Raw genomic sequence first — 24981 nt, 5'->3', positions numbered from 1 at the left:
ACTGTTAATGATCCATTATAAGGTCACTATGGGACTTGGAAATTCTACGGCAGCCGCGATGGCTGAAAAGTTAGGGGAACGATTAAAACAGGCGCGACTTAACCAAAATCGCACCCAGGCAGAAATGGCAAAACTCGCTGGTGTCACACGCAAGATGGTGATCAATGCTGAGAAAGGGAAAGTGCCACTGGAGATATTTATCAGTCTCCTCTCTGCGCTCAATTTGACCGGGCAACTGGACCACTTTCTCCCCAAACAGGACATTTCCCCCATCCAGTTAGCTCAGCTGGAGGGTAAGAAACGGCAAAGAGCCACCGGTCAGAAAGCCAGCATCGACAAGGAGACACCGGAATGGTAATGGAAGCCGTCAGAGTCAGTTATCAGGGGCGCGCTGTAGGGGCCGTCAGCTTCAATACGGAGACACATCAGGGGGCATTCGAGTACGAAGCCAGCTTTATCAAAAGTGGTATCGAGCTGTCACCGCTGAGAATGCCGCTGTCTAAGCAGATCTTCAGCTTTTCTGGTCTTAACTTCGCGACGTTTAAAGGGCTACCCGGATTGATCGCTGATTCCCTGCCGGATGATTTCGGTAATGCCGTTCTGAATGCCTGGGTGGCAAGCCAGGGCCGCCAGCCGTCTGACATTACTCCGCTGCAACGCCTGCAATATACCGGTAAACGAGGGATGGGTGCGCTGTAATATGCGCCAGCAACCAGGGTGAAAAGCTTAAACGCCAGCAAACAAGTGGCGGTCGAATCCCTGGTCAGCATCGCGCAGGAAATACTGGATGCACGTGGCCAGTTTAGCATCGACCTCGATCGCCATGGGCAGGAAGACAGAGAGGCGATGATGGCGCTGATGTCAGTCGGAATGAGCGCTGGGGGAGCTCGCCCCAAAGCCGTACTGGCGTTTAGCGACGATTTCCAACAGGTGCGTTCAGGTCAGGCGACTATCCCTGAGGGGTTTACCCATTTTCTGATGAAGTTTGATGGGGTCAGTGAACATAATAAAAATCAGGAAACCTTTGGGGACCCATTAGGCTTTGGTGCCATGGAATATGTTTACTTTCTGATGGCAAAAAGCTGCGGTGTGAACATGATGCCGTGCCAGTTAATCAACGAAGGTGCAAGGCGTCACTTTGTCACCCAGCGCTTTGATCGTAAAGGAAATGAAAAAATTCATGTTCAGACCTTAAACGGTCTGGCGCATGTCGATTACAAACAGCCGGGATCGTTTTCTTACGCTGAAATTTTCGCTGTGGCGAGAGACTTGCGCTTGTCCGCCATCGAGGCTGAACAAATTTTCCGTAGAATGGTGTTCAACATTGTGGCCCGCAATCATGACGACCATGCTAAAAATTTCGCCTTCTTACTCAAAGATAATCGGTGGTCGCTGGCCCCTGCCTACGACCTGGCCTACAGCTATAAACCCGGCAGTCCGTGGGTGAACAGCCACTGGATGAGCCTGAACGGGAAACGAGACGGCTTTACGCGCAGCGATTTTTATTCGCTGGAAACCATGAGCCCGCTTTTTAGCCGTCGAAAGATCCAGGATATTCTGGAGGAAACCACCGAGGCCGTATCCCAGTGGCGCAGGCTGGCAGAAGAGAATCAGGTTCCGGCTACTCTGATTGATGAAGTGGAATCCAATCTAAGACTGATTATCCCTGAATAAGCATCGCAGGATGACCAGTGAATGGCAGACATTGCATCCTCACGCATGCAGTGTTATTACACTACCTGCAACCGACAGACCATGAGCGAAATGTATGACAACCGCAATTCAGACAACCCTGCGCGTGCGCCCGATCGTTCCCGCTGACAATCCGCATATTGCTGCGGTAATCCGCGCCGTATCGGCAGAATTTGGCCTGACGGCAGATAAAGGCTATACCGTTTCTGACCCTAATCTTGACCATCTCTATGAAGTGTATAGCGAAGAGAACTGTGCTTTCTGGGTGGTCGAAGTGGAAGGAAAGGTGGTGGGTGGCGGTGGCATCGCGCCACTGGCGAGCAGCGATGCGGATGTCTGTGAACTGCAGAAAATGTATTTTATGCCGTCGGTGCGTGGCCTCGGGCTGGCACGCCGTCTGGCCATTCAGGCGATGGACTATGCCCGCCAGCAGGGCTTTAAACGCTGCTATCTGGAAACTACCGCGTCACTGACGCGCGCCATTCGCCTGTATGAACATCTCGGTTTTGAGCATATCGATGGCCCGATGGGTGCCACCGGTCATGTGGATTGCGAAGTGACGATGCTGAAAACCCTTTAACCGCGGCGGGCGGCCCCTGCAGGGGCCGATCATGTGTTCCAATCGGCCCTTTTATCCGCTCGCCCCTCAGGCGAAGTTCGGAATGCCACTGTGAAAACGCAGCTGGTCGTCCGGTTCCATGATCAGACGTGCTTCCGTTTCCCCGATTTTACGCACCCGCACGCTGATATCCGTCGGTGAGATCAGTGCAGCCAGCGCCAGGTAATCCTGATAGTGACGCGCCTCTGAGCGCAGCAGCGAAACATAAAACCCCGCCAGTTCATCATCAAGATACGGTGCCAGACTGGCAAAACGCTCGCAGGATCGCGCTTCGATATAGGCTCCGCAGATCAGTTTATCCACCAGCGTTTGCGGTTCATGCGTGGTGATCTCGCGCAATAACCCTTTGGCATAGCGGCTGGCGGTAATGCGCATATAGGGAATGCTGCGCGCCTGCATAATCTCCAGCACCTGATAGAAGTGGTGCAGTTCTTCTTTGATCAGCAGCACCATCTTATCCACCAGCTCATCGCCCCAGGGCACTTCTTCGCGGCCGATAATGGTTTTTGACAAGCCTTTATGCTGCTCGAGGAAGGCCAGATCGGCTTGCTCATTGTGAACAAACTGTTCCCAGGGTTTCAGCCACGCCAGCAGGGCATCGCCACTGGCTTTGTCCGCAACATATTTGCGGATCAGCAACATGGCGGTCTGGGCCGCTTTCAGCTCACACACCAGGTGATCGGTCAGTAACAGAGGAAGATGTTGCGGCTGACAGGCTTCGTCAATCCAGGCTTGCGGGGTACGGCAATGAAGGAAATCACGGACAGGGGCAAGAAGGTGTTCGGTGTTCATCAAAGCAAACTCTGAAGGGGCCAGGCAAGCCTGACCCGTTATGATACAAAATTAATGACGGATGCCGTTGTCTTCGCCGTCGATGGCTTCATCATCTTCATCGCCTTCGTCGTCATCCTGCGCGTCCGGATCTTCGAAGTAGGTGCCCCAGCCGTCGTAGTCAACGTTGAACTTGCCCGCCACATCGATCAGCTGCTCAACCTGCGCGTCGATCAGTTCAGCGTTCAGCGCGCCTTCGCTGAGAATATCGCAGCACATCACTTTGGTGCCATCTTCCAGATCCAGCTCTTCCGGCTCGGTCACTTCGTAACCCAGCTTAAAGGCTTCCACGGCCGCTTTCTCCAGTGCATCGAAGCTGTCGCAAGAGAAATGATGCTCAATGGTGTACAGCGCATCCGGGTCACTGCCGTCATCCAGCAGTTCTTCAATTATCAGCCGCGTTTCTTCACGCTGCTCTTCCAACAATGCTTCATTAGCCATGATCGCTTCCTCATTAAGGCGTTATTTCGCGTATTTTCCCACAGTGCCCTCTGCGCCACTACCTTTAAAAGCAAGTTTCTGCTCTTCGGGGTTGAAAGTGAATATTAATACGGTTAAATTGAATTTTAATTCATTAAAGATCATCCCGGAGTGCTTTATGAGTCAGTTATATCAACGTCACTTCCTCAGGCTGCTCGATTTCACCCCCGCTGAAATCAACGGCTTACTGGCGCTGGCGTCCACGTTGAAGACCGATAAAAAAAATGGCGAAGAAATTCAGCATCTGAAAGGTAAGAATATCGCGCTCATCTTCGAAAAAGACTCGACCCGCACCCGATGCTCTTTCGAAGTTGCCGCATACGATCAGGGCGCGAACGTCACCTGGATTGGCCCGAGCGGTAGCCAGATCGGCCATAAAGAGTCGATGAAAGACACCGCCCGCGTGCTGGGCCGGATGTACCACGGTATTCAATATCGTGGCCACGGCCAGGTACTGGTGGAATCCCTGGCCGAACACGCTGGCGTGCCGGTGTGGAACGGGCTGACCAACGAGTTTCATCCCACCCAGTTGCTGGCGGACCTGCTCACCATGCAGGAACACCTGCCGGAGAAAGCGTTCAGCCAGATGACGCTGACCTACGTCGGCGATACCCATAATAATATGGGCAATACTTTGCTGGAGGCGGCGGCGCTCACAGGCCTGGATCTGCGTCTGGTGGCACCGAAAAGCTGCTGGCCGGATGCGGGGCTGGTTGCTGAATGCCGCAGCGTGGCAGAAAAAACCGGCGGTAAAATCACCCTGACAGAAGATATTGCGCAAGGCGTGCTGGGCGCAGACTTCATTTACACCGACGTCTGGGTATCCATGGGTGAGCCGAAAGAGGTGTGGCACGAACGTATTGCCCTGCTACGCCCTTATCAGGTGAACATGGCGATGCTTGAGGCGACCGGGAACCCGCAGGTGAAGTTCCTGCACTGCCTGCCTGCGTTCCACGATGACCAGACCACGCTGGGCCAGCAGATGGCGCAGCAGTACGATCTGCACGGCGGCATGGAAGTCACGGATGAGGTGTTTGAATCATCGCACAGCGTGGTGTTTGACCAGGCGGAAAACCGTCTGCACACCATCAAAGCGGTGATGGTGGCCACGCTGGCACAATTGGGGTAACTCAGCCCAGGCAAACGATTACGTTACGCGTTTTTCGCTTGCTGCAAACGGCTGAATGCGTATAATGCACCCCGTTTGCCGGGAGGATGCATGAAACTGAATTGCGTTAATCAAGCCGTACTGAATCGCCTTTCTACAGGCGGGCAGCACCGTTTTTCCTCCCGTTGCATGACCGATCATCAAGAAAAGCCCCTCATTGAGGGGCTTTTTTTTGCCCGCATTTTAATGCAAAAACGTTGCGCTATAGCACTCATGAGGCAGCCAACACCGCTGCATCATGAATGATAACGGCAAAAGGAGTGGAAATGGCTAACCCCCTATATCACAAACATATTATTTCAATTAACGATCTCAACCGTGAAGAGCTGGAGCTGGTATTGCGTACCGCGGCCAGCCTGAAGGCGAACCCACAGCCTGAGCTGCTGAAACACAACGTGATTGCCAGCTGCTTCTTTGAAGCGTCCACCCGCACCCGCCTCTCGTTTGAAACGGCGATGCATCGTCTTGGCGCGTCCGTGGTCGGGTTTGCCGATGGCAGCAACACTTCGCTGGGCAAGAAAGGGGAAACCCTGGCCGATACCATCTCCGTGATTGGCACCTATGTGGATGCGATTGTCATGCGTCATCCGCAGGAAGGCGCCGCGCGTCTGGCAACCGAGTTTTCCGGCGGCGTGCCGATCCTGAACGCGGGCGATGGCGCCAATCAGCATCCGACTCAGACGCTGCTCGATCTGTTTACCTTGCAGGAAACGCAGGGCCGCCTGAATCATCTTAGCGTGGCGATGGTCGGTGATTTGAAATATGGCCGCACCGTACATTCACTCACCCAGGCGCTGGCGAAGTTTGAAGGCAATCGTTTTTACTTTATTGCGCCTGATGCACTGGCGATGCCGGCTTACATCACCGATATGCTCGACGAAAAAGGCATTGTCTGGACACGCCATGACAGCATTGAAGAAGTGGTGCCGCAGGTGGACATTCTGTATATGACCCGCGTACAGAAAGAACGCCTTGATCCGTCGGAATACGCTAACGTCAAAGCCCAGTTTATTCTGCGCGCCAGCGATCTGGTGGGCGCACGCGAGAATATGAAAGTTCTGCACCCGCTGCCGCGTATTGACGAAATCGACACGGATGTCGATCACACGCCGCACGCCTGGTATTTCCAGCAGGCAGGTAACGGTATCTACGCACGCCAGGCACTTCTGGCGCTGGTACTGAACAGCGAACCGGTTCTTTAAGGGGATAAGCACATGACACACGATAATAAATTACAGGTTGAAGCGATTAAACGCGGCACGGTGATCGACCATATCCCGGCTCAGATTGGCTTTAAGCTGCTCTCCCTGTTCCGCCTGACGGAAACCGACCAGCGCATTACCATTGGCCTGAATCTGCCCTCGGGTGAGCTGGGCCGCAAAGACCTGATCAAGATTGAGAACACCTTCCTGACCGACGATCAGATCAACCAGCTGGCGGTGTATGCACCGCACGCAACGGTGAACCGCATTGATGATTACAACGTGGTGGCGAAGAGCTCCCCGACGTTGCCAGACCGGATTGAACGCGTGCTGACCTGCCCGAACAGCAACTGCATCAGCCGTTCTGAACCGGTGCATTCCAGCTTCGCGGTGAAACAGCGTCAGGATGAGCTGCACCTGAAATGTAAATACTGCGAGAAAGAGTTCGCGCACCATGTGGTGATGGCAAACGGTTAATGCCGTTGCATTTGCTCCGTTGCGTGGGCAGGATGTGACACGCGCCGGGTCAAACAGGGAGGCGAGGCATGCCTCGCGCCCCACGGGGTATCACCGTTGCTGTTGACCTCGCTCTTACGGAATATCACTGTTCCTGTAGGGGCCGGGCATGCCCGGCCCGGGCAAAAATGATACGCTGTACCCCTATCCTCACCATCGGACACACTCAGGAGAAACTATGTCTCGCGAAATCAGTACGGAAAACGCCCCCGCCGCTATCGGCCCTTATGTTCAGGGTGTGGATCTCGGCAGCATGATCTTCACGTCAGGCCAGATTCCGGTCGATCCTAAAACCGGTGCAGTGGCAGACGATATTGCCGCGCAGGCGCGCCAGTCGCTGGAAAATGTGAAAGCGATTGTTGAGGCCGCGGGCTTGAAAGTGGGTGATATCGTTAAAACCACCGTGTTCGTGAAAGATCTGAATGACTTCGCCACGGTGAACGCCACCTACGAAGCCTTCTTCACTGAGCACCAGGCCAGCTTCCCGGCACGCTCGTGTGTGGAAGTGGCGCGTCTGCCAAAAGATGTGAACATCGAAATCGAAGCGATCGCTGTACGTCGTTAAGCGATCGTCGTGAATCGTTGTACGGGTCGATCAACGATCGACCCGCCGTTATTTCCCGTAGCGCAATAATTTCTCCACCGGATACACCAGCGCAATCACCACTTCATCCTGGGTGAGCGCCGCCTGATCCAGCCGCTGATGCATTTTTGCCACTTCACGAGCGCCAAAAGTTTGTTCCTTTTCCATGGCATCCAGCAGTGACAGCCCCATCTGACTGATCTCCGCCACCTGCCCTGCCACCGGCAGCAGCGGCCGTAGCTGCGGGTTCTGTGCCAGCACTGGCTCTACCAGCGGAATATTGTGTTGCCACTGCAGAAGCTGACGACGAATCGCCTGCGCCGCCTGACGGTCACCCCGATTGGCGATCAGCGCGTCCACCTGCTGATCCAGCTCACGCACTTTGTTGCTTTCGGATGGCAGCACATCGGCCAGCCGGTTGAGCGGTTCAGCCTGCGTGTAATGTCCGGCCTGATATTTCAGATGCTGTCGGGTATAGAATTGCGCAGGCTCCAGCGCTTCAGCGAAGATTTGCAACGCAACCGTATCGCTGCTGTTCGCCAGGCGCATCATCTGCAACTGCGTCTCCGCGTGCTGTTGCAGGCCCACCGACACAGCGGACCAGCTATCAACGGCCGCCAGCCGCTGATACATATTTTTCTCATCCGTCACGTCAGAGGCCGACCACAGCCGCTCTGCCACTACAAATGCCCGGGGCCACAGACGGACGTCAATCACGTTCTCATCGACGATTTCGCTCCACAGTGCCGCTTCCCCGCCCAGCAGGTTATTTCGCAACTGGGCGTCATCCGGCAGCACCGGTTTTATACCCTGCGGAGGCTGCGGCAACCTGCTGCCCACCGTAGGATAGCGCACGTTACCGATGCGCCAGTAGCCACTCATGTTGTCGCCCGCCAGGGTGAGCACCGGACGAAGCTCCCCCATCCAGCTGTCGACACGGAAGGTAAACTGGGTGGGCGACAGCCAGCGGATCTCCCGCACCATTCGCCGCGAGCGCCCTTCAAAGTCAATAAACCCGCGCCATCCACCCGCGGCATCAATCAGCGTAAAGCTACCGGTGAGCGGCTTGCCTTTGAGACGGGGCAGCGTAAATTGCCAGCTCTGCCCCGTTTCGCCCTTTTTGATCCGATCGGCATCGTTCAGCCCCTGCGGCCAGACTTCATTGCGATAATGGAACGCCGCAGGCTGGGCCTGATCGAGATAGAAGCCGGTAGAAAGGATGCCGCGATAGTTGTTTTTTGCCACTTCACCCAGCGCATCCGGCCCACGCCAGGACTGGATTAGAATGCTGCGCGGCAGGTCGGGATGATAGATTTCATCCCAGCCGATCATCTGCCGCTGGTGTTTTTCCAGAATCTTCTCCACCCGTTGATTGAAATATGCCTGCAGTGCGTGGCTGTCTTTCAACCCTTTCTGCTGCATAAACTGAGCGATAGCCTCAGAGTGATCCCACTGGCTGGCATCCACTTCATCGCCACCAATATGCAGATAAGGATCGGGGAAGATGGCGGCCACTTCGCCCACCAGCGTATCGATAAACTGATAAACCTGTTCGCGGGACGGATCGAGCAGCGGTTTAAAGACGCCCCAGCCACGTTCCATTTGATAAGGCCCCGGTGCCGCGATCAGTTCCGGCATCGCCACCGCCAGTGCCGAAGCATGCCCCGGAAAGTCAATTTCCGGCACCACACGCACGCCACGATGGGCGGCATAGCTGACGATATCGCGCATCTGCTGCGGGCTGTACCACAGTCCGTCGCTGGCTTTTTCCTGCAACTGCGGGAAATGACTGGAGCCAAAACGCCAGCCCTGGTCGTCGGTCAGATGCCAGTGGAAGACGTTCATACGCGCAGCGGCGATACCATCAATCTGGCGCTTCAGCGTCTCAATGGGCATAAAGTGGCGGGCAGAATCAATCAGGATCCCGCGCCACGGAAAGCGTGGGTGGTCATTAATCGTCACCAGAGGCACGGTGCTGTTATGCACCAGTTGCAGCAGCGTTTCCATACCGCGCATCGCGCCAAAACGGGTGGCCGCCTCCAGTGTGATGCCGTCGGCGCTGACCACCAGCCGGTAGCTCTCATCGCTGTCCGGTTGAGGAATGGCGGCAACCTGTCGGGCGATACGGATCTGTAATGACGTGGCACTGGCGGAAATCGGCAGATCAGGGTTGCCGGTCTGGCGCGCCAGGCGTTGCTGCCAGCGTGGGATCGCCTCGTGCAGGTTATCGCCCTTAACCTGAATTGCCAGCGGCATGGTCAGGGCCAGACTTCCCCCGCCCTGCGGCTGCTCTACCTGCTGCGGCCAGGGCATCAGCGGGAGTTTCCCTGCCGGGTCGGCAAACACAGTGAATGGCAGGAATAGAGAACAGGCAAGCAGCAGCGGGCGCAGTGACCATGGCATATCAGGGCATCCTTTTTTTGTGATGACCTCATAAAACATAATTCGCGTGTTACATCAAGTTACATCTCACGAAACGAATTCCATAAGTCGCAGGCGTAGTTAACGTTTTGATGCTATCCGGGCGGTGATGTCAGGAGAACAGTGCCGCCAGATCGTCCTGACTGAAACTGGAAGGTTCACTCAGCTCGTCGTCGAGGATCTCTCCGGCCAGCTCGGCTTTTTGCTGCTGCATCGCGACGATCTTCTCTTCGATGGTATCGGCCGCGATCAGCTTATACACAAAGACCGGTTTATCCTGCCCGAGGCGATAAGCGCGATCGGTGGCCTGATTTTCCGCCGCCGGGTTCCACCAGGGATCGTAGTGGATCACCGTGTCGGCCGCCGTCAAGTTCAGCCCAACTCCGCCCGCTTTCAGGCTGATCAGAAACACCGGGACTTCGCCCTGCTGAAAACGCCGTACCGGCTCAGTGCGATCGCGGGTGCTGCCCGTCAGGATGACATAAGGAATGCGCGCTTTCTGTAACTCTTCGGCGATGATGCCCAGCATGGTGGTGAACTGCGAGAAGATCAGGATGCGCCGATCTTCTGCCAGCAGGTCATGCAGCATCTCGCGCAGCAGCGCCAGCTTGGCAGAGTGTTTCACCCGCTCGGCGCGCGGATCGGACATCAGACGCGGATCGCAGCAGATTTGGCGCAGTTTTAGCAGGGCATCCAGCACCAGCAGATGGCTGCGTCCCGGCCCCTGCTGCTGCATCGCTAACTGTACGCGGTCCTGCATGGCGGCACGCACCTGGTCATACAGTTCTCGTTGCGCACCGTCCAGCGGCACGCTGCGCACAATGGTATTTTTCGGCGGCAGCTCTTTGGCGACCTCCTGCTTACGGCGGCGCAGCATAAACGGCCGTACGCGCTTCGCCAGCAGCTCACGCCTGACTTTATCGCCATTGCGTTCTACCGGAATACGCCAGTTCTGGGTGAAGTCGCGTTCGCTGCCGAGGAAGCCCGGCAGCAGGAAATCAAACTGCGACCACAGCTCCCCAAGGTGATTTTCCAGCGGGGTTCCGGTCAGGCAAAGACGATGCCGCGTCTTCAGGGTGCGGATTACCGAGGCGGCACGTGAGGCGCTGTTCTTCACGTACTGCGCTTCATCGAGGATCAGCAGATGATAATAGTGCGCCACCAGCTGCGGCTGATCGCGCCACAGCAGTGAATAGGTGGTGATGACCACGTCGTACTGTTCCATCTGATCGTAAAAGTCTTTGCGCTGCGGCCCGGTCAGCGCCAGTACACGCAGGTCGGGGGCAAAGCGCCGTGCTTCACAGCACCAGTTATGGACCAGCGTGGTCGGCACCACGATCAGTGCAGGCCGATCAAGGCGCCCTGCTTCTTTTTCCAGCAGCAGGTGGGCCAGCGTCTGAATTGTTTTTCCCAGCCCCATATCATCGGCCAGTATGCCCGCCAGCTGATGCTCACGCAGGAACTGCATCCAGTTAACGCCCTGCTGTTGATAGTCGCGCAGGGTGGCCTGCAAGCCAACAGGCGGGGCAATGGCCTGCACACCGCTGTGCCCGTTCAATCGCTCTGCCAGCTGATGGACCGCGTTGTCACCGTCAAATATCCAGCGGTTACGATCGCCGGGTTCGCTGAGACGCCCGATGTCCCAGGCCGCCAGCCGCAGCGGTTGATGTGCACCAAACAGGTCAATCAGATTGCCCACCAGCGGCTTTAACTGACCCGCACGGAACAGCAATCGCTGATTCTTATCGTCACGCAGCTCAATCTGTTCGTCATCATCGATCAGACGCAGATTGCCGGACATCCAGCGGCGGTCACGCTCAAACAGCTTCGCCAGCAGCGGCTCCAGGCGCACGCGTCGGCGGCCAATTTTCATCGCCAGCTCAAGATCGAACCAGCCGTCCTCGCCCTGTACTGCGCGCCCTTCAATCGCATCAACGTCAGAGACGTTCCAGGTGAAATCATCATCCATGCTGATGCGCCAGCCGCGTTTGCGCAGCGCAGGCAGGCCTTTTTTAATGAAATCACGCCACTGCGGCGGCGATGCCGGGGCGAAGATCGCCGGGGGCAACGGAGCAGGCGTATAAATATGCCCGGCGGGGATGGCATTCAGCCCGACCGTGTCGATCTGCGCCAGCCAGGACTGCTCCTCTTCCGTATGGCGCTGAACGTGGTAACGCAGGCCATTTCGATCGGTAAAGTTCTCCGCCCGGCTTCCTGCATCAACGTTCACGCCTGCGTAGTCAAAGCTGACGGAGGCAAAATCGAGGCGCTTCTGGCGATGACCATAATGACCATAGCCGCTGATAAATTTGGCACGTGATTGCAGTTGCAGCACCGGGACAGGCACTGCCTCAATGGTTTTGAGGACCACTGCCGCTGTCGGCTGGCGGGGTTGCAGGTTCGCCAGCATCAGCGCCGCGACATGCTTACAGTTATTTTTTACAGCACAGCTGCACTCCCCGCTGGCCAGCAACCTGCCCTGGGGACGACTGAAATGCACGATCACGCTGAAAGGTTCCGCTTTACGTCCCGGCAACTCACCGGTCAGCAAATTATTTTGCCACTGCAGATTCTGTACGCTGGCGACCAGATCGCGCGCCCGGGCCACGGTACGTGCACCGAGCCAGCGAATGACCTGTTTTTCGTTATAAGCGACAGACGACATCAGACAGTATCCCTGAGAGACCAGAGCAAAATGGATTTCGCTCTATGGCAACCGGCAATAGTAGTGATTCCTTTGGGTTGAATGCAACCGCCACAGCACACCTTGATGGCAAAAAATAGCGTATAACCACACAAAACCTTAACCGACGTTGACCATCGCTTATCTTTGCTGCGCTGCTGTCAGATCTTTGCCTCAGGTCAATAAAACGGCGTTTAAATCTGATCGCAACACTATATATAGCGTTTACTATAGCCATCCAAACCCACATATAGATTTTCTTCATTCAGGAGAGCAGCGGTGGCAACTCAGGTAATCAAGCGGGACGGCTGTCAGGTCGCCTTCGATCCAGCGCGTATTGAGACGGCAATCCGTGCCGCTGCACAGGCTGCGAAAATTGACGATGACGACTACTGCGCCACCGCCGCCAGTCAGATTAGCGCCCAACTCACCGCCCGCCCGAGCGTGGATATCGCGGAGGTTCAGCGCGCGGTTGAGAACCAGCTGATGGCAGGCCGTTATCCGCAGCTGGCACGCAGCTATATTGAATATCGCCACGATCGCGACGTGGCCCGCGAACTGCGTGGTCGGCTGAACCATGAAATTCGCGGTCTGATTGAACAGAGCAACCCGGCACTGCTGAATGAAAATGCCAACAAAGACAGCAAAGTGATCCCGACCCAGCGCGATCTGCTGGCCGGCATCGTCGCTAAGCACTATGCCCGTCAGCATATGCTGCCGCGCGATGTGGTCAGCGCGCATGAACGCGGTGAGATCCACTATCACGATCTCGACTATTCGCCGTTCTTCCCGATGTTTAACTGTATGCTGATTGACCTGCGCGGCATGCTGACCCATGGCTTCAAGATGGGGAATGCCGAGATCGAACCGCCAAAGTCGATCTCCACCGCGACCGCCGTTACTGCACAGATCATCGCTCAGGTCGCCAGCCATATTTACGGCGGCACTACCATCAATCGCATTGATGAAGTACTGGCCCCGTTTGTGGAAGCCAGCCTGGTGAAACATCGTGCTACTGCGCAGCAATGGCAGGTGGCGGATGTCGAAGCCTATGCCCAGACACGCACCGAGAAAGAGTGTTACGACGCGTTCCAGTCTCTGGAATATGAAGTGAATACACTGCATACCGCCAACGGCCAGACGCCGTTTGTCACCTTTGGGTTTGGCCTTGGCACCAGCTGGGCGGCGCGCCTGGTCCAGCAGTCGATTCTGCGGAACCGCATTGCCGGGCTGGGTAAAAATCATAACACGGCCGTGTTCCCGAAACTGGTCTTTGCTATCAAAGCCGGGCTAAATCAGGCCGCTGGCGAGCCCAACTACGATATCAAACAGCTGGCGCTGGAGTGCGCCAGCAAACGCATGTATCCGGATATTCTCAACTACGATCAGGTGGTCAAGGTCACAGGATCGTTTAAAACCCCCATGGGCTGCCGCAGCTTCCTGGGCGTGTATGAAGAGAACGGCGAGCCGATCCACGATGGCCGTAACAATATCGGCGTGATCAGCCTTAACCTGCCGCGTATTGCGCTGGAGGCACAAGGCGATGAGAGCCGCTTCTGGACGCTGCTCGACCAGCGTTTGTTGCTGGCAAAGAAAGCCCTGATGACACGCATTGCCCGGCTGGAAAATGTGAAGGCCCGCGTGGCACCTATCCTCTATATGGAGGGCGCATGCGGGGTGCGCCTGAAAGCCGATGATCCGGTGGCACCTATCTTCCGTCACGGCAGAGCCTCCATTTCTCTGGGCTATATTGGCATTCATGAAACGCTGAATGCCCTGAGCGGCGGCAGTGTCCATCCTTATGATGATGCGCAACTGCGCGCCAAAGGGCTGGAGATTGTTGCCCGACTGCGCGCCGCCGTCGAGGCATGGAAAGAGGAAACGGACTACGGCTTCAGTTTGTACAGTACGCCCAGTGAGAACCTGTGTGACCGTTTCTGCCGCCTCGATGCCGCCGAGTTCGGCGTGGTGCCGGGCGTCACCGATAAAGGCTATTACACCAACAGCTTCCACCTCGACGTGGAGAAGAAGGTCAATCCGTACGATAAAATCGACTTTGAAGCAGGTTATCCACCGTTAGCGAACGGCGGTTTTATCTGTTACGGCGAATACCCTAACATTCAGCACAACCTTAAGGCGCTGGAAGACGTCTGGGATTACAGCTACAGCCGGGTGCCTTATTACGGCACCAATACGCCTATCGACGAGTGCTATGAGTGCGGTTTTACCGGCGAGTTTGAGTGCACCAGCAAAGGTTTTACCTGCCCGAAATGCGGTAACCATGACAGCACTCGCGTCTCGGTGACGCGGCGGGTGTGCGGCTATCTCGGCAGTCCTGATGCCCGTCCGTTTAACGCCGGGAAGCAGGAGGAGGTTAAACGCCGGGTGAAGCACCTGGGTAACGGTCAACTGGGGTGAACATCCATCAGTACTACCCGGTGGATATCGTTAACGGCCCCGGTACGCGCTGCACGCTGTTTCTCGCGGGCTGCGTGCATGAATGCCCCGGGTGCTATAACAAAAGCACCTGGCGGCTGAACTCCGGGTTACCGTTCACTCTTCAAATGGAAGAGCAGCTGATTGCCGATCTTAACGATACGCGTATTCCGCGCCAGGGATTGTCGCTGTCAGGTGGCGATCCGCTGCATCCGGCCAATTTGGCGGATGTCGGACGGCTGCTGCGCCGGGTGCGCCGTGAGTGTGCTGGCAAAGATATCTGGATGTGGACAGGTTACCGCCTGGAAGAGCTGAGCGCAAAGCAGCAGCAGGTGGTCGCCAGCGTGAATGTGCTGATCGACGGGAAGTTTATTCAGGCACTCAAAGACCCGGCGCTACTGTGGCGCGGCAGCAGCAACCAGGTGATTCATCAGCTACGCTAGTCAGCAATAAAATGGGGAATAAAGCGTGATGTGTCTTTGGTGATCGGGCCGTTATCTTCGCGAAGACCGATGCCTGCGGCACTGTCGCCAACAATCCAGCTGCCGATCAGCGTATGGTCATCACCGAAACGCGGCAACGGTGCACAGGCCTGCCAGATACGCGGTTCATCGCCATATTCGCCCGCTTCACTGGCCAGCGTCTGCTGACCATCGCGGTCAGCATAAAGGGTGATATTGGCCCCTTCGCGTGAAAATAGCGGCTTACTGACAAAGCCACGCCACTGGCTGCCCATCTCTTCCGCCAGACGCCAGCCGGGTTTTTCCACCTCACCGGCAAACCACGCAGGGAGGAGATTGGGGTGCCCGCGATGCCAGCGCCACAGCAGCGGCAAGATGCCTTTATTACTGAGGATGGTTTTCCACAGTGGCTCGATCCACTGCTCGCGCCCCTTACGCAGCAGCGGGCCGAACTCATCACGCAGCATCCACTCCAGCGGATAGAGTTTAAATGCCTGCTGGATCACCCGTTCCTGCAGGTCAGTTAACACCCCGCCTACGCCCATGCCGATCTCTTCCAGATAGAGAAAACGCGTCTCCAGACCCGCCTGCCGTGCGCAATCCTCCAGATACTGCACCGTACCGCGATCTTCCGTCGATCCCTGACAACAGCAAAAATATAACGGGTGCTTGCGCCACAGTGCCAGCCGGGAAATCAACTTTTCCTGGAGTGAGTTAAACTGATCGGCATCGCGTGGGATTTGCCCTTTTCCCGCCATATCCGTCAGCCACTGCCACTGAAAAAAGGCCGCTTCATACAGCGAAGTTGGCGTATCGGCGTTGTACTCCAGCAGCTTAACCGGCCCCTGGCCGCCCCAGCTGAAATCCATCCGGCCATACAGCGACGGTTCACGACGCTGCCAGCTGCGGGCGATGGCATCCCAGTAAAGAGGCGGGATCGCCAGTGCCGTCAGCAGCGTCTCGTCGCCCACCACCCGATCCACCAGATCGAGACACATCTGGTGCAGCTCTTCGGTGGGCGCTTCAATATCCTGTTCAATCTGCCGCAGAGTAAAACGGTAGGCGCGGGATTCATCCCAGTAGACTTCATCGTCAATGATATGAAAGTCAAAGCCGTAGCGGGCAGCAATAACGGGTAAATCGCGCCGGGGCGTGCAGGGAATACGGATCATCATCCACCGCCAGAACGGTGTGAGCCACTGCCAAAACCACCACGTGAAACCGTGCGGCCTTTGATGCTGTGGGCATCATTCGCCGAAGAGGTCCAGCGCGCTTCACTGTCGGGAGTTCTCAGGAGGCTACGGTCATCGCGGTCGCGATAAAATGCACGCCCCCCGCCGTAAGACCCGCCCCCCGAAGAGGAACTGCTCTGGTTCTCTTCCTGCGGACGTTTCCCCATAGAGAAACCGGCCAACAGCGGTAGAAACTGATGGCGTGCCAGGTTGTAATGACAGTTGCCGATACCGTAATAGTTCTGGCAGTCATAGCTGTGATCAAACGCCTGTGAGCTGACATCCAGCTGCTGCTGTGCTGCCTGTTCCTGCGCCTCACAGGCTCTGACGGAGTAACCTGCCTGAACACACTCATTACTGTTGGCAAACAGGGTGTCTTTTTCACTCTTCTCGTCATGAAAGCTGTACAGCAGCGCCACGCCAGCGCCCCCCATAATCGCCAGCGTCAGCCACGAAGGCCCTTTGCGTGGGGAGGTATTTAAGGCCGCCCCCTTTGAATAAGAGGTGAATTGGCCAGGGCGTTTTCCTGATGCCCTGACGCGGCGGCGTTTCTTTTTCACGGTAACAGCAGTCCTTGCAGCAGAAGTTTTAGTAGGTCATACAGGCCGCATTAATGATCCCTCCGCCAAGGGAGACCCCGCCGAGGAACAGTCCGACAGCCAAATGATTATCTTCAATATGCTGGCTGATTTTCGGCATATAAATACGCGCCACACCAAAGACCAGCAATTGCACCACCAGCGCTACCGCCCCCCACACGACGTAATCGAGCAGGTTAACGGAGTTAATCGCCACGCTGGCCAGCGGAATAATATAGCCTAATAGTGCGCCAATAAAGCCCAGAGACGCCGCCAGATTATTCTCTTTAATCAAACGCCATTCGTTGTGCGGGGTAATACGGGTATAAACAAACAGGAATACCAGCACCATCGCGCAGCTGGTAAAAAAGTAAGAAGCGAAAGCCATTAACAGATGCAAAGTAGCCATGATGCGGTCCTGAATCAGGGGGAAATATCGGGGGGTCATCATAAGGTGCCGTCCGGGCAAACACCAGCAGCCTGCGTCTTCTTTACCTTTCCCTGCCGTACTCTATTTCCTGAAAAATCATTAACCTATAAGCTAAACACCTGTCCGGGTTGATTTTCAGTGTCAGTGAACCACACTTATTCAGTTCATAACTGAAGTTCACAGGAGGAAATATGAGCAAGAAAATTGCGGTGCTGATTACCGATGAATTTGAAGACTCAGAATTTACTTCTCCCGCAGAGGCGTATAAAAAAGCCGGCCACCAGGTCATTACCATTGACAGTGAAGCGGGTAAAACTATTACCGGTAAGCAGGGTAAAGCCAGCCTGAAGGTCGATAAAAACATCGATGATGTCCATCCGGCCGAGTTTGATGCGCTACTGCTGCCCGGCGGCCACTCCCCGGACACGCTGCGCGGCGATGACCGTTTTGTCGCCTTCACCAAAGCCTTTGTTGCACTGGGCAAACCCGTCTTCGCTATCTGTCATGGGCAACAGCTGCTGATCAGTGCCAATGCCGTACGCGGCCGCAAAATGACCACGGTGAAACCGGTCGTGATTGATTTTAAAAACGCCGGTGCTGATTTCTACGATGAAGAGGTCGTGGTCGATAACGACAGGCTGGTCACCAGCCGCACGCCGGACGATCTCCCCGCTTTTAACCGCGAATCGCTGCGTATTCTTAACGCCGCATGATGCTTCGGGCCAGCGCCGGCTGGCCCTTGCTGCCCCCCTGCCTCTCCCTCTCTGCCAACATATACGCTAAAGTAGCCATACTGTTTTTTATCTGAGAAACCCTATGAGCGCGGCTGCACCCGGTGACTGGCGACTGTATATTCTGAGAACCGCTAAAGGAATGCTGTACACCGGCATCACCAACGACGTGGCCAGGCGTTTTGCCCAGCACCAGAGTGGTAAAGGCGCAAAAGCATTGCGCGGTAAAGGACCGCTGGTGTTGGTATTTCACTGTGAGGCAGGGGATCGTTCGCTGGCGTCGAAGCTGGAATATCAGGTTAAGCAACTGAAAAAACCGCAGAAGATCAGGCTGGTAGAACACCAGCCTGTATCACTTGTTCAATGGCTTGCTGCGCTCAGAAGCGATTAAAGGGTGCGGAGAACTCGATGCGACCCTCAACGCCATCAAAGGCGTCATCCGCCAGTTTGTACACCTGAAACGCCGCTTCAGTGCCTTCCCAGCGGCAGTGTAGCTGGTGCCGTGCGGCCGGTTCAAAGCCATAAGGACCGTAGAAAGCGGGGTCGCCCAACACAACAACGGCGGCATAGCCAAACTCATTCAGCGTGTCCAGCCCCTCGTAAATCAACTGTTTCCCCAGGCCCTGCCTGCGAACGCTTTCATCAACCGCCAGCGGCGCTAATCCCACCCACTGCCGATCTTCATTATTGAGCGTGACCGGGCTGAAGGCCGCATAGCCCAGCACCTGGCCATCGTCATCTGTCGCAACGACTCCAAGGGTTAATAACCCGTCTTCCCGCAGTTGCTGCACCAGTTCCGCTTCCGCAGAGGTCGGGAAGCTGCGGCGCAGCAGGCTGTCGATGCTCGCCGCATCGATGCCAATTTCTGAACGAATTAACATGTGGCACCTGCGCGATCCGCCGGGGGAATCGCGTCCTCTTTCATTCCAGCCTCAATAAAATCAGCCAGTTGCATAAGCCCGATGCGTAGCGGCGCTGGCATGGCGTCCAGATCTATCGCATCCATCATATTTTTGACTTCCAGGCCCAGTTCCGTATCACCCTCAATCAGTAAACGGCGCTGGAAAAACAGCGTGTCGGGATCCTGCCTGCGGGCAGCAATCAGCGCTAAATCATTGGCATTGCCGCGAAACCAGACGTCAGCGTCATCACGGTCAGCGACCCGAAGTTGCCCCTGTTCCAGCGTGACTGACCAGCGTAGTTCGAGGTCCTTGACCTCAATCCCCAGCCAGCGCCCTTCAAGGAAATCCAGTTCGCCTTCCGCCAGCGCCTGCTGAAACTGCCAGCGTAACAGTGCCTGTAATAGCGGCTTCTTCACTGCAAACGGGGTAAACCGCAGCGGAAAACGCAGTAGTGGCGGTCCGTGACGGACGCAGTGGCTGCGTAGCGGGTTCAACACCATTATCACTCCTTACGAATAAATTTCAGCTATTTTGCCACAGCAGCAAAAAGCGTCTGACGGTTGGATCAACAAAGTGTGCGAACTCTATGAGTTTTATCAGGGAACACGAACACCATCAATACGCCATTAGCTGCCTTAAATCAAAATTTGTCTCAGCCTTCCTCACTAAACTCTTCAACTCTTCTGATTAGTTGGATCGCTTCTTATGGAACTTCTCTGCCCGGCCGGAAATCTTCCGGCACTGAAGGCCGCCATCGAAAATGGTGCCGACGCGGTGTATATCGGCCTGAAAGATGAGACCAATGCCCGCCATTTTGCGGGGCTGAACTTCACCGATAAACGCCTGCAGGAAGCCGCACACTACGTGCATCAGCGTAAACGTAAACTCCATGTGGCCATTAATACCTTTGCCCACCCCGATGGCTACGTGCGCTGGCAGCGTGCGGTGGATATGGCCGCAGATGCAGGTGCTGATGCCTTAATCCTGGCAGATATTGCCATGCTGGCGTATGCCGCTGACAAATATCCTCATATTGAACGCCATGTTTCGGTACAGGCGTCTGCAACTAATGCTGCTGCCGTACGCTTTTATCAGCGTAACTTTGATGTTGCCCGCGTGGTATTGCCGCGAGTGCTATCGATGCATCAGGTACGCCAACTGGCACGTGACACCACCGTTCCCCTCGAGGTATTCGCGTTTGGTAGCTTGTGCATTATGGCGGAAGGACGTTGTTATCTTTCGTCTTACCTGACCGGCGAGTCGCCCAATACTGTCGGTGCCTGCTCCCCCGCGCGCTTCGTTCGCTGGCAGCAAACCCAGGCCGGCCTGGAATCCCGTCTGAATGAGGTGCTGATTGACCGTTATGACAGCGGAGAAAATGCCGGTTACCCCACGCTGTGCAAGGGTCGCTATAAGGTAGATGAGGCGCGCTATCATGCGCTGGAAGAGCCCACCAGCCTGAATACGCTGGCACTGTTACCCGAGCTGATGGCAGCCAATATTGTCTCCGTCAAAATTGAGGGACGTCAGCGTAGCCCGGCCTATGTTGAGCAGGTGGCACGTATCTGGCGTCAGGCCATCGATCGCTGTAAAGCTGACCCACAAAATTTCACCGCGCAGCCACAGTGGATGGCGGCGCTGAGTGCGTTGAGTGAAGGCACTCAGACAACGCTCGGTGCTTACCACCGTCAGTGGCAGTAGGAGATATCATGAAATACTCACTGGGCCCGGTACTGTGGTACTGGCCAAAAGAAACGCTGAATGCCTTTTATCAGGCTGCCGCCAGCAGTCAGGCTGACGTCATTTACCTCGGCGAATCCGTGTGCAGCAAACGCCGTGCAACGAAAACCGCTGACTGGTTGAGTATGGCGAAGTCGCTGGCCTCCGCCGGTAAACAGGTCGTTCTGAGCACTCTGGCACTGGTGCAATCCCCTTCCGAACTGACGGAACTGAAGCGCTATGTCGATAACGGCGAGTTTCTCATTGAAGCCAATGATGTGGGTGCGGTGACGCTGGCGAATGAAGCGGGCGTGCCTTTTGTCGCCGGGCCGGCGCTAAATGTATATAACGCCGTTACGCTGCAACTGCTGCTGAAAATGGGTATGACCCGCTGGTGTATGCCGGTGGAACTGTCGCGCGACTGGCTGGTGCAGTTACTGAAGCAGTGTGATGAGCTGAGCATTCGCCAGCAGTTTGAGGTGGAGGTGTTGAGTTACGGTTATTTGCCGCTGGCGTACTCTGCCCGTTGCTTTACCGCTCGCTCTGAAAATCGCAGCAAAGATGAATGCCAGACCTGCTGCATTGATTATCCCCAGGGGCGACGTGTTCGCACTCAGGAAGACCAGCAGGTGTTCGTCCTGAACGGGATCCAGACCATGAGCGGCAATTGCTATAACCTCGGCAATGACCTGATCTCGATGCAGGGGCTGGTCGATATTGTGCGTCTTTCACCGCAGGATGCGGAAACGTTGTCGATGGTGGATCGGTTCCGCGCAAACGAAACCGGCCATCAGCCACTGATGATGGCACGCAGCTATGATTGTAATGGGTACTGGCGCCGCGTCGCCGGGCTTGAGCTGGTCAGCTAAATAGCTGTTTCATTCTGGCAGATGATGGATAATACTTTGATTGGCTAGCAGCCTAACTATCCGCAGGCACTATTGTTTCGTCTGTTCTGTGCGCACTTTATTCCTTGAGTGCTGCAAACGGACAATAACAGGGACAGCAGATCCCGTAGCCTGTCGTTTTTGCACATGGCGCAGTGTCGGCCGTTAGACAAAGTGAGCAACTATGCCTGATAAAAAAAATGTTCCCCTTTCCGTACTGGATCTTGCCCCTATCCCACAGGGGGCAACCGCACGCGATGCTTTTCATTCATCACTCTCTCTGGCACAGCAGTCGGAAAAACTCGGCTTTCATCGTTACTGGCTGGCAGAACACCATAACATGACCGGGATCGCCAGTGCGGCGACCTCGGTGCTGATAGGTTATCTGGCGGCCAATACACAGACGCTGCGCTTAGGTTCTGGTGGCGTCATGCTGCCAAATCATGCTCCGCTGGTGATTGCAGAACAGTTTGGTACGCTCGAATCACTTTATCCTGGCCGTATCGATCTTGGACTGGGACGCGCGCCGGGTTCTGACCAGCGTACAATGCTGGCTCTGCGCCGCCATATGGCGGGTCACGTCGACAATTTCCCCGCCGATGTAGCAGAATTGATCCGCTGGTTTGATCATTCCGGTGACGAGATGCCGATTGTCCAGCCCGTTCCGGGAACCGGGCTGAAGATTCCCGTCTGGCTGCTCGGATCCAGCCTTTACAGTGCTCAACTGGCGGCACAGATGGGCTTGCCATTCGCCTTCGCCTCCCATTTTGCCCCGGAAATGCTGTTACAGGCGCTGGATATGTACCGCGACAACTTTAAGCCGTCAGCGCGGCTGGAGAAGCCGTACGCGATGGTGTGCGTTAACGTTGTCGCCGCCGACAGCGAACGTGATGCCCGCTTCCTGTTTACCTCCATGCAGCAGCAGTTTATTAACCTGCGCCGTGGCAAGCCAGGCCCACTGCCCGCCCCCGTAGAAAATATGGATAATCTGTGGTCACCGTCTGAGCAGTACGGCGTACAGCAGGCGCTGAGTATGTCGGTGGTCGGCGATAAAGAGAAGGTGCGTCAGGGGCTGGCCGCGCTGATGCGCGAAACGCAGGCAGATGAAGTGATGGTTAACGGCCAGATCTTTGATCCTCAGGCACGCCTCTACTCCTTTGAGCTGGCAATGCAGGCACGTAACGCCTTGTAGATTCTGAGAGCGAGGCTTGCCTCGCCACTACATGATCAGAGATGGATGGCACAAATCGCAGATATAAAAAAACCAGCCCGAAGGCTGGTTTTTTATTGGGCATCAGTGATTACGCATCACGACGACGGGTTGGTGCTGCGCCGCCTTCAGTGCGTGGACCACGGCTGGTGCCACCTGGACGACGTTCGCCGCCACGGTCATTGCTGAAACGACGACCGCCTTCAGCACCACCGCGTGGAGCGCCACCTTCACGACCTGCGCCAGCGCCGAAGCCACCACGTGCAGGGCCGCTTGGACGACGTTCGCCGCCACGGTCATTGCTGCGTGGCTGTGCATCGCCAATCAGCTGCATATTCATTGGTTTGTTCAGAATACGCGTACGAGTGAAGTGTGACAGAACTTCGCCCGGCATGCCTTTTGGCAGTTCGATCGTAGAGTGAGTACCGAACAGCTTGATGTTACCAATGTAACGGCTGCTGATATCACCTTCGTTAGCGATAGCGCCAACGATGTGACGAACTTCAACACCATCATCACGGCCCACTTCAATGCGGTACACTTCCATATCACCAACATCACGACGTTCACGACGCGGCGCATCACCACGTGCTTCACCACTGCGTGCTTCGCGTGGTTCACGTGGACCACGGTCCGGACGGTCACCACGGCGATTGTCACGGCTGTCATCACGGTCACGGAACTGGCTGCGTGGACGCTGTGGTGCATCAGCTGGAACGATCAGTGGACGTTCGCCCTGAGCCATTTTCAGCAGTGCTGCGGCCAGCGTTTCGATATCCAGCTCTTCTTCCGGCTGCATTTTAGCCAGCAGAGCACGGTACTGCTCCAGATCGCTGCTTTCCAGCTGCTGCTGAACTTTAGCAGCAAATTTAGCCAGACGACGCTCACCCAGCAGTTCTGCATTCGGCAGTTCTACTTCAGGAATAGTCAGCTTCATGGTGCGTTCGATGTTACGCAGCAGGCGACGCTCACGATTCTCAACGAACAGCAGAGCACGGCCAGCACGACCCGCACGACCGGTACGGCCGATACGGTGAACGTAAGATTCTGCGTCCATCGGGATATCATAGTTAACAACCAGGCTGATACGCTCAACGTCCAGACCACGGGCAGCAACATCTGTCGCAATCAGAATGTCCAGACGACCATCTTTCAAGCGCTCCAGCGTCTGCTCACGCAGTGCCTGGTTCATGTCACCATTCAGTGCAGCACTGTTGTAACCGCTACGCTCCAGCGCTTCAGCCACTTCCAGCGTAGCGCTTTTGGTACGCACGAAGATGATTGCAGCGTCAAAGTCTTCAGATTCCAGGAAGCGAGTCAGTGCATCAGTTTTACGGCCATAGGCAGTCCAGTAGCTCTGGCTGATGTCAGGACGGGTCGTCATGCTTGACTGGATACGCACTTCCTGCGGATCTTTCATGAAGCGTTTGGTAATACGACGAATGGCTTCTGGCATGGTGGCAGAGAACAGAGCAGTCTGATGATTGTCTGGGATCTGAGCCATGATAGTTTCAACGTCTTCGATGAAGCCCATACGCAGCATTTCATCGGCTTCGTCCAGCACCAGACCGCGCAGGTTAGACAGGTCTAACGTGCCGCGTTTCAGGTGATCAAGCAAACGGCCAGGTGTACCCACAACAACCTGTGGTCCCTGACGCAGAGCACGCAGCTGCACGTCATAACGCTGGCCGCCGTAAAGGGCAACCACGTTCAGACCGCGCATGTGTTTGGAGAATTCGGTCATCGCTTCAGCAACCTGAACCGCCAGTTCGCGGGTCGGTGCCAGCACCAGAATCTGTGGCGCTTTAACGGTAGGGTCAATGTTGTGTAACAAAGGCAGCGAGAATGCTGCAGTTTTGCCACTGCCGGTCTGTGCCATACCCAGAACATCACGGCCAGCCAGCAGATGAGGAATACACTCAAGCTGGATTGGAGAGGGCTTAACGTAGCCCATGCCGGTCAGTGATTCGAGGAGGTCGGCGTTCAGGCCAAGGTCAGCAAAAGTAGTTTGGATATCAGTAGTAGTTTGGATATCAGTCATGTAGTACACGTGCCTCTTAGATTGCGGGGGCCAGTCTACATAACTCGTCGTGAAAATTTTAAGTCATTTTCATCAAAAAGTGTGAACCGGCTCAAATTAGTGGTTTCGACGAACAAAAAGGCCCTCATCCGCTAAGATGATGACTTTTCGAAAATTCGG

The 24981-nt window shown here is 55.7% G+C and carries 26 protein-coding genes; 16 read left to right on the top strand and 10 right to left on the bottom strand.

Annotated elements, in window-relative coordinates; genetic code table 11:
* The first annotated feature begins 58 nt into the window (after nt 1-58).
* The 4 genes from WH279_RS07150 to WH279_RS07135 all read left to right on the top strand — a co-directional run bounded on the left by WH279_RS07150 (nt 59) and on the right by WH279_RS07135 (nt 2272).
* Nucleotides 59-358: a helix-turn-helix transcriptional regulator gene (locus tag WH279_RS07150; RefSeq protein WP_339455440.1), complete on the top strand. Its 300-nt coding sequence runs from the start codon at nt 59-61 to the stop codon at nt 356-358.
* Entirely contained in the window at nt 352-699 is a 348-nt protein-coding gene (locus WH279_RS07145) for a HipA N-terminal domain-containing protein (RefSeq protein ID WP_339455438.1), read from the top strand. Before WH279_RS07150 ends, WH279_RS07145 begins: the two co-directional genes overlap by 7 nt.
* A 147-nt stretch (nt 700-846) precedes the next feature.
* Nucleotides 847-1674 (top strand): type II toxin-antitoxin system HipA family toxin, encoded by an 828-nt coding sequence (locus WH279_RS07140; RefSeq protein ID WP_339455436.1) that lies wholly within the window; start codon nt 847-849, stop codon nt 1672-1674.
* A gap of 94 nt (nt 1675-1768) precedes the next feature.
* Nucleotides 1769-2272, top strand: a complete 504-nt coding sequence (locus tag WH279_RS07135; protein WP_200642756.1) for a GNAT family N-acetyltransferase — start codon at nt 1769-1771, stop codon at nt 2270-2272.
* A gap of 66 nt (nt 2273-2338) precedes the next feature.
* Here the strand turns inward: WH279_RS07135 and miaE are convergent, their stop codons facing one another.
* Both miaE and rraB read right to left on the bottom strand, forming a co-directional pair.
* Entirely contained in the window at nt 2339-3103 is a 765-nt protein-coding gene (miaE, locus tag WH279_RS07130) for a tRNA isopentenyl-2-thiomethyl-A-37 hydroxylase MiaE (RefSeq protein WP_339455434.1), read from the bottom strand.
* A gap of 51 nt (nt 3104-3154) precedes the next feature.
* On the bottom strand, nt 3155-3583 hold the full coding sequence (gene rraB / locus WH279_RS07125) for a ribonuclease E inhibitor RraB (RefSeq protein WP_133843993.1): 429 nt from the start codon (nt 3581-3583) through the stop codon (nt 3155-3157).
* Between the two features lie 157 nt (nt 3584-3740).
* Between rraB and argF the strand changes: the two genes are divergently transcribed.
* From argF to ridA, 5 genes are all read left to right on the top strand, one after another.
* Nucleotides 3741-4751, top strand: coding sequence for an ornithine carbamoyltransferase (gene argF / locus WH279_RS07120; RefSeq protein ID WP_133843995.1), 1011 nt, complete (start codon nt 3741-3743; stop codon nt 4749-4751).
* Between the two features lie 90 nt (nt 4752-4841).
* Nucleotides 4842-5036 carry a hypothetical protein gene (locus WH279_RS07115; RefSeq protein WP_133843997.1) on the top strand — a complete coding sequence of 65 codons (195 nt, stop codon included), beginning with the start codon at nt 4842-4844 and terminating at the stop codon, nt 5034-5036.
* Nucleotides 5037-5056: 20 nt separating this feature from the next.
* The gene (gene pyrB / locus WH279_RS07110) at nt 5057-5992 is read left to right on the top strand and encodes an aspartate carbamoyltransferase (RefSeq protein WP_200642754.1); all 936 of its coding nucleotides are present in this window, start codon (nt 5057-5059) and stop codon (nt 5990-5992) included.
* 12 nt (nt 5993-6004) lie between these two features.
* The gene (gene pyrI, locus WH279_RS07105) at nt 6005-6469 is read left to right on the top strand and encodes an aspartate carbamoyltransferase regulatory subunit (RefSeq protein WP_133844002.1); all 465 of its coding nucleotides are present in this window, start codon (nt 6005-6007) and stop codon (nt 6467-6469) included.
* Nucleotides 6470-6686: 217 nt separating this feature from the next.
* Nucleotides 6687-7073 carry a 2-iminobutanoate/2-iminopropanoate deaminase gene (gene ridA, locus WH279_RS07100; RefSeq protein WP_133844004.1) on the top strand — a complete coding sequence of 129 codons (387 nt, stop codon included), beginning with the start codon at nt 6687-6689 and terminating at the stop codon, nt 7071-7073.
* Nucleotides 7074-7121: 48 nt separating this feature from the next.
* Here ridA and WH279_RS07095 read toward each other — a convergent pair whose 3' ends face one another.
* Both WH279_RS07095 and WH279_RS07090 read right to left on the bottom strand, forming a co-directional pair.
* A complete protein-coding gene (locus WH279_RS07095) occupies nt 7122-9494 on the bottom strand; it encodes a beta-N-acetylhexosaminidase (protein ID WP_339455421.1) in 2373 nt (790 codons plus the stop codon).
* A gap of 130 nt (nt 9495-9624) precedes the next feature.
* Nucleotides 9625-12177: a DEAD/DEAH box helicase gene (locus tag WH279_RS07090; protein ID WP_339455419.1), complete on the bottom strand. Its 2553-nt coding sequence runs from the start codon at nt 12175-12177 to the stop codon at nt 9625-9627.
* 297 nt (nt 12178-12474) lie between these two features.
* On the opposite strand from WH279_RS07090, the gene nrdD reads away from it, so the two are divergent.
* Nucleotides 12475-14613 carry an anaerobic ribonucleoside-triphosphate reductase gene (gene nrdD, locus WH279_RS07085; RefSeq protein ID WP_339455417.1) on the top strand — a complete coding sequence of 713 codons (2139 nt, stop codon included), beginning with the start codon at nt 12475-12477 and terminating at the stop codon, nt 14611-14613.
* Nucleotides 14610-15074, top strand: coding sequence for an anaerobic ribonucleoside-triphosphate reductase-activating protein (gene nrdG / locus WH279_RS07080; protein WP_339455415.1), 465 nt, complete (start codon nt 14610-14612; stop codon nt 15072-15074). Before nrdD ends, nrdG begins: the two co-directional genes overlap by 4 nt.
* Here nrdG and WH279_RS07075 read toward each other — a convergent pair.
* From WH279_RS07075 to WH279_RS07065, 3 genes are read right to left on the bottom strand one after another with little or no spacing between them, the layout of a single operon-like run.
* A complete protein-coding gene (locus WH279_RS07075) occupies nt 15071-16264 on the bottom strand; it encodes a glutathionylspermidine synthase family protein (RefSeq protein WP_339456233.1) in 1194 nt (397 codons plus the stop codon). The genes nrdG and WH279_RS07075 overlap by 4 nt on opposite strands.
* Nucleotides 16264-16884, bottom strand: coding sequence for a DUF1190 domain-containing protein (locus WH279_RS07070; protein ID WP_339455413.1), 621 nt, complete (start codon nt 16882-16884; stop codon nt 16264-16266). The genes WH279_RS07075 and WH279_RS07070 overlap by 1 nt, the downstream gene beginning before the upstream one ends.
* 28 nt (nt 16885-16912) lie before the next feature.
* Nucleotides 16913-17311: a DUF350 domain-containing protein gene (locus WH279_RS07065; RefSeq protein ID WP_339455411.1), complete on the bottom strand. Its 399-nt coding sequence runs from the start codon at nt 17309-17311 to the stop codon at nt 16913-16915.
* A 212-nt stretch (nt 17312-17523) separates the two neighbouring features.
* Between WH279_RS07065 and WH279_RS07060 the strand changes: the two genes are divergently transcribed.
* Both WH279_RS07060 and WH279_RS07055 read left to right on the top strand, forming a co-directional pair.
* Nucleotides 17524-18045, top strand: coding sequence for a type 1 glutamine amidotransferase domain-containing protein (locus tag WH279_RS07060; RefSeq protein ID WP_339455409.1), 522 nt, complete (start codon nt 17524-17526; stop codon nt 18043-18045).
* A 103-nt stretch (nt 18046-18148) separates the two neighbouring features.
* Nucleotides 18149-18454 (top strand): GIY-YIG nuclease family protein, encoded by a 306-nt coding sequence (locus tag WH279_RS07055; RefSeq protein ID WP_133844018.1) that lies wholly within the window; start codon nt 18149-18151, stop codon nt 18452-18454.
* Here the strand turns inward: WH279_RS07055 and WH279_RS07050 are convergent.
* Both WH279_RS07050 and ubiT read right to left on the bottom strand, forming a co-directional pair.
* Entirely contained in the window at nt 18441-18944 is a 504-nt protein-coding gene (locus WH279_RS07050; RefSeq protein WP_200642749.1) for a GNAT family N-acetyltransferase, read from the bottom strand. The two genes, WH279_RS07055 and WH279_RS07050, sit on opposite strands and share 14 nt — an antisense overlap.
* The gene (gene ubiT / locus WH279_RS07045; protein WP_418903920.1) at nt 18938-19462 is read right to left on the bottom strand and encodes a ubiquinone anaerobic biosynthesis accessory factor UbiT; all 525 of its coding nucleotides are present in this window, start codon (nt 19460-19462) and stop codon (nt 18938-18940) included. Before ubiT ends, WH279_RS07050 begins: the two co-directional genes overlap by 7 nt.
* A gap of 208 nt (nt 19463-19670) precedes the next feature.
* On the opposite strand from ubiT, the gene ubiU reads away from it, so the two are divergent.
* The 3 genes from ubiU (at nt 19671) to WH279_RS07030 (ending at nt 22763) form a co-directional block, all read left to right on the top strand.
* Nucleotides 19671-20666 (top strand): ubiquinone anaerobic biosynthesis protein UbiU, encoded by a 996-nt coding sequence (gene ubiU, locus WH279_RS07040; RefSeq protein WP_200642747.1) that lies wholly within the window; start codon nt 19671-19673, stop codon nt 20664-20666.
* Between the two features lie 8 nt (nt 20667-20674).
* Nucleotides 20675-21553 carry a U32 family peptidase gene (locus tag WH279_RS07035; protein ID WP_339455406.1) on the top strand — a complete coding sequence of 293 codons (879 nt, stop codon included), beginning with the start codon at nt 20675-20677 and terminating at the stop codon, nt 21551-21553.
* Between the two features lie 202 nt (nt 21554-21755).
* On the top strand, nt 21756-22763 hold the full coding sequence (locus WH279_RS07030; RefSeq protein ID WP_339455405.1) for a luciferase-like monooxygenase: 1008 nt from the start codon (nt 21756-21758) through the stop codon (nt 22761-22763).
* Nucleotides 22764-22872: 109 nt separating this feature from the next.
* Here WH279_RS07030 and WH279_RS07025 read toward each other — a convergent pair whose 3' ends face one another.
* Nucleotides 22873-24822, bottom strand: a complete 1950-nt coding sequence (locus WH279_RS07025; RefSeq protein WP_339455404.1) for a DEAD/DEAH family ATP-dependent RNA helicase — start codon at nt 24820-24822, stop codon at nt 22873-22875.
* Nucleotides 24823-24981 lie beyond the last annotated feature (159 nt).

The sequence above is a fragment of the Erwinia sp. MYb375 genome, assembly GCF_037479175.1.
GTDB lineage: Bacteria > Pseudomonadota > Gammaproteobacteria > Enterobacterales > Enterobacteriaceae > Erwinia > Erwinia rhapontici.
Note: the sequence above shows the minus strand (reverse complement) of the source record. Positions and strands in the feature narration are given on the sequence as shown.

What these genes read in the sequence shown, in the direction of transcription:
- argF (WP_133843995.1), top strand. Translation starts at nt 3,741, where the DNA reads ATGAGTCAGTTATATCAACGTCACTTCCTCAGGCTGCTCGATTTCACC.
- pyrB (WP_200642754.1), top strand. Translation starts at nt 5,057, where the DNA reads ATGGCTAACCCCCTATATCACAAACATATTATTTCAATTAACGATCTC.
- WH279_RS07050 (WP_200642749.1), bottom strand. Translation starts at nt 18,944, where the DNA reads ATGTTAATTCGTTCAGAAATTGGCATCGATGCGGCGAGCATCGACAGC.
- ubiU (WP_200642747.1), top strand. Translation starts at nt 19,671, where the DNA reads ATGGAACTTCTCTGCCCGGCCGGAAATCTTCCGGCACTGAAGGCCGCC.
- WH279_RS07060 (WP_339455409.1), top strand. Translation starts at nt 17,524, where the DNA reads ATGAGCAAGAAAATTGCGGTGCTGATTACCGATGAATTTGAAGACTCA.
- WH279_RS07055 (WP_133844018.1), top strand. Translation starts at nt 18,149, where the DNA reads ATGAGCGCGGCTGCACCCGGTGACTGGCGACTGTATATTCTGAGAACC.
- WH279_RS07095 (WP_339455421.1), bottom strand. Translation starts at nt 9,494, where the DNA reads ATGCCATGGTCACTGCGCCCGCTGCTGCTTGCCTGTTCTCTATTCCTG.
- WH279_RS07075 (WP_339456233.1), bottom strand. Translation starts at nt 16,264, where the DNA reads ATGATCCGTATTCCCTGCACGCCCCGGCGCGATTTACCCGTTATTGCT.
- WH279_RS07025 (WP_339455404.1), bottom strand. Translation starts at nt 24,822, where the DNA reads ATGACTGATATCCAAACTACTACTGATATCCAAACTACTTTTGCTGAC.
- WH279_RS07140 (WP_339455436.1), top strand. Translation starts at nt 847, where the DNA reads ATGATGGCGCTGATGTCAGTCGGAATGAGCGCTGGGGGAGCTCGCCCC.
- WH279_RS07115 (WP_133843997.1), top strand. Translation starts at nt 4,842, where the DNA reads ATGAAACTGAATTGCGTTAATCAAGCCGTACTGAATCGCCTTTCTACA.
- WH279_RS07090 (WP_339455419.1), bottom strand. Translation starts at nt 12,177, where the DNA reads ATGTCGTCTGTCGCTTATAACGAAAAACAGGTCATTCGCTGGCTCGGT.
- miaE (WP_339455434.1), bottom strand. Translation starts at nt 3,103, where the DNA reads ATGAACACCGAACACCTTCTTGCCCCTGTCCGTGATTTCCTTCATTGC.
- WH279_RS07135 (WP_200642756.1), top strand. Translation starts at nt 1,769, where the DNA reads ATGACAACCGCAATTCAGACAACCCTGCGCGTGCGCCCGATCGTTCCC.
- WH279_RS07035 (WP_339455406.1), top strand. Translation starts at nt 20,675, where the DNA reads ATGAAATACTCACTGGGCCCGGTACTGTGGTACTGGCCAAAAGAAACG.
- WH279_RS07030 (WP_339455405.1), top strand. Translation starts at nt 21,756, where the DNA reads ATGCCTGATAAAAAAAATGTTCCCCTTTCCGTACTGGATCTTGCCCCT.
- WH279_RS07145 (WP_339455438.1), top strand. Translation starts at nt 352, where the DNA reads ATGGTAATGGAAGCCGTCAGAGTCAGTTATCAGGGGCGCGCTGTAGGG.
- WH279_RS07150 (WP_339455440.1), top strand. Translation starts at nt 59, where the DNA reads ATGGCTGAAAAGTTAGGGGAACGATTAAAACAGGCGCGACTTAACCAA.
- ridA (WP_133844004.1), top strand. Translation starts at nt 6,687, where the DNA reads ATGTCTCGCGAAATCAGTACGGAAAACGCCCCCGCCGCTATCGGCCCT.
- WH279_RS07065 (WP_339455411.1), bottom strand. Translation starts at nt 17,311, where the DNA reads ATGGCTACTTTGCATCTGTTAATGGCTTTCGCTTCTTACTTTTTTACC.
- rraB (WP_133843993.1), bottom strand. Translation starts at nt 3,583, where the DNA reads ATGGCTAATGAAGCATTGTTGGAAGAGCAGCGTGAAGAAACGCGGCTG.
- pyrI (WP_133844002.1), top strand. Translation starts at nt 6,005, where the DNA reads ATGACACACGATAATAAATTACAGGTTGAAGCGATTAAACGCGGCACG.